The sequence below is a fragment of the Aporhodopirellula aestuarii genome, assembly GCF_023701485.1.
Classification (GTDB): Bacteria; Planctomycetota; Planctomycetia; order Pirellulales; family Pirellulaceae; genus Rhodopirellula; species Rhodopirellula aestuarii.
On the sequence record NZ_JAMQBK010000144.1, the window covers coordinates 1 to 2,882 of the forward strand.

The 2,882-nt window shown below is 53.2% G+C and carries 4 protein-coding genes; 1 reads left to right on the forward strand and 3 read right to left on the reverse strand.

Translation table 11 applies throughout. The features are described from left to right. Nucleotides 1–492: 492 nt before the first annotated feature. The 3 genes from NB063_RS32775 to NB063_RS31785 all read right to left on the reverse strand — a co-directional run bounded on the left by NB063_RS32775 (nt 493) and on the right by NB063_RS31785 (nt 1,857). Nucleotides 493–876: a hypothetical protein gene (locus tag NB063_RS32775; RefSeq protein WP_250933830.1), complete on the reverse strand. Its 384-nt coding sequence runs from the start codon at nt 874–876 to the stop codon at nt 493–495. A 148-nt stretch (nt 877–1,024) separates the two neighbouring features. Further along, on the reverse strand, nt 1,025–1,576 hold the full coding sequence (locus NB063_RS31780) for a nucleotidyltransferase (protein WP_250933831.1): 552 nt from the start codon (nt 1,574–1,576) through the stop codon (nt 1,025–1,027). Beyond that, entirely contained in the window at nt 1,573–1,857 is a 285-nt protein-coding gene (locus NB063_RS31785; RefSeq protein WP_250933832.1) for a hypothetical protein, read from the reverse strand. The genes NB063_RS31780 and NB063_RS31785 overlap by 4 nt, the downstream gene beginning before the upstream one ends. A 230-nt stretch (nt 1,858–2,087) precedes the next feature. Between NB063_RS31785 and NB063_RS31790 the strand changes: the two genes are divergently transcribed. Next, complete coding sequence (locus NB063_RS31790; RefSeq protein WP_250933833.1) at nt 2,088–2,345, forward strand: PDDEXK nuclease domain-containing protein; 258 nt, start codon at nt 2,088–2,090, stop codon at nt 2,343–2,345. Nucleotides 2,346–2,882 lie beyond the last annotated feature (537 nt).

The following is a 2,882-nucleotide window of genomic DNA, read 5'->3' on the forward strand; positions in this document are numbered from 1 at the left end:
TTGCGAGTTCCGACATTCACTTGCTCAGTCGTGCCGGAACTGCGTCGCTTAGGCTCCTTGGTCCGGCCTACGCCGAATCGATCACGATCTGCGGAATTGTCGTTATACCGAATCACTTCTATGTACCTGCTTAGTCACGGTCGTGACGACATGTCAAAGCCACGGAAGTAAGTCCGTGGTTTGGGAAAACAAAGCGAAGCAAGTCGCAACGCGATGACACAAAACACGGGTGGACGCACGAATGAACCATCGGGAGCGGCATCTGTCATCGCTTCGCGACTTGGTGTATCCGGGGAGCGACGTCGACCCCGGACTCGCGTCCGGGGCTTGTGCCTGCCGTCGCTATCGCGACTAGGCATGACAGCTTTACTCGCGCTCGTGTAGTCCTGGTCCACGCTGGGCCAAACGACCAAGGAGATCGTTCAAACATTGTCGAAAGTCGGTCTTCGACTGGATGATGTCGGCTTGATAAACTGGGATCGGCGTCGTTGTTTACCCAAGGATCCACGAATGTCCGAATTCACACATCAACTCATCGCATCTGCGTTGCGACTTGCTACAGCAGATCGAGCTGTCGTTGCGAACGCCATTCTTGCCAGCTAGGAAAACGAACCGGACGATCACGAATCGCAAGAGACTCGCGATGCTTGGTCTGACGAGATTAGCAATCGCATCGCCGATATTGACAGCGGTCGCGTAAAGACAGTTCCTTTGTCGGAAGTATGGAAACGAATCGGCGGAAAACCCAATCACTGAAAGTGGCGTGGTCCATCTTGAGTACCAACTGACGCGTCCGATGAATTCGCAGAAACTTTTTCCTGGTACGCCAGGATCGACCCGGAGGTAGGCGAGCAGTTCAGACTTGAGTGTGAGCATGCCGTAGAGCTTGTGCAGCGATCGCCCGATTCTTGGGCGGCGTATCTGGTGGAAACACGGGGCTTTCGTTTTCAGAAACTCCGTTTGTTCTCGCCTGTGTATTCTCAGCCAGGGTAGGACGAGTTGGAAACGCTCATTAAGTTTGGCGTTACAATCGCTCAGTCGCCAATTTCCAGGCGGCGGCAAGCTCCTCGGTGAGACCAAGTTGCTCTGCCCATTGATCGAGGTACTCTCGATCGAGAGTTTCGTGATTGACAGCAATCACGCCCAAAATGTCCTCTTGATCTTTGGGGCGGGACCAAGTCAGCTTTTGCAAAATCACGTCCTCCGGGGTTGGGATCCAAACCTCGTTACCGCCTAGTGCGACTTTTCGGCGGCGATCAAAACGTGCTCGATCGAAGGGCTGATCGGTTAACCGAAATAGCTCGATCCGGAACGGAGTTCCCTCGATCTGAATCTCGTTCTTCATTGAGCCGCCAAAGGTCTCGAACGAGAGTTGTGGATCAAACTTAAATTCGTTGCCGAGCGATTTAGCGAGTACCTGTGCATCCCAATCCGGCGTCCCGATGACAAAGTCGGCATCCGTCGTGGAACGGGGGAACGAGTAGTACATGCTGGAGAACGACCCTACGAGCATGAATTCCAGCCCGGCATCATTCAGTGCGACGATGATTCGCGATACCGCTTCTTGCAGCTTCACTTTTTCGCCAGCGTCCGATCTTGAATGCGATCCATCAGCTCAATCCGCGCGGCCAGCAATCGCATGATCGTCGCATCATCAGCACGCGGATTCTGATCGCGAATCCCATCCTCTACCACGCGAATGGCGAGTTCTGAGTGTTCCAGTCCAGCAAGCACTCGCTGCTCTGGCGATGTGCTGGCGGCCTGAGTAATTAGAGAACGAATTGGATCGAATGAGTGCGGGGGAATCATCTTACTGGCGCAGTGGAAGCGAATTGAACGAGATGGAATGGCATCCACGGAAACTGAACTAATTGTATCCTAATGATCAGCGGACGAGATTGGCAGGGGCGAGCTGAAACGCGAGTTCTACGCGGAGATGTGCCGGGTTGAGAATTGGAGCGTTCGGACGCTACGAGGCAAATCCAATGGCACGCTCTACGAGCGGACGGCGCTACTCCCGTAAAGCGGAAGAACTTGCCAATCAAGAAATTGCCGATCTATGAGACGACGACAAGCTGACTCCGAACTTGGTATTTCGTGATCCCTTCTTTTTAGGCTTCCTCGGTCTGAAAGACACGTACACCGAAAACAACCTCTATTTGGCAATCCTGCGAGAATTGGAAACGTTCATTCTGGGACTCGGAATGAGCTTCGCGTTTGTCGGTCGCAAGCACCGCATCAAAATCGACGACGAAGACTTTTACATTGACTTGCTGTTCTATCACAGAAGGTTCCGCCGTCTTGTTGTCATCGACCTCAAGCTAGGCAGGTTCAAAGCGTCCTAAGTAGAGAAAATGGAGCCCCAAGCACCTAGGCAGGAGTTTTTCGGTGTATCGGTCGTTTGATGCTAACCATGGTTCCTACGTTCAACCAAGGCTATCACTGGACTGCCAGAAATTCGTTCTGGACAAGACGTGTCGCTGTCCCTATTTGCGGTTAGCTGGATCTAGTAATTCGCGAATGGTTAGTCACGATAGTGACGAGATCCAAAAGCCACGGACGTGAGTCCGTGGTTTGGGAAAATAAAGCGAAGCAAGTCGCAACGCGACGACACAAGACACGGGTGTGCGCACGAATGAACCACCGAGAGCGGCACGTGTCATCGCTTCGCGACTTGGCGTGAGCGGGGAGCGACGTCGACCCCGGACTCGCGTCCGGGGCTTGTGCCTGCCGTCGCTATCGCGACTAGGTATGGAAGCGTTACTGGCGCGGCCGTGTATTTCCATGTCTTCGCAATGATTTAGCAGTCCAGGCTAACGTTCAAATGGATCCTAGGATTTTACCCAGTCATTCCTGGCTACCTGCTTAGCTCGACTTTTTCC

Bases quoted from the DNA above. Each gene is read 5' to 3' on its own strand.
- NB063_RS32775 (WP_250933830.1), bottom strand. From the start codon at position 876: ATGCTCACACTCAAGTCTGAACTGCTCGCCTACCTCCGGGTCGATCCT.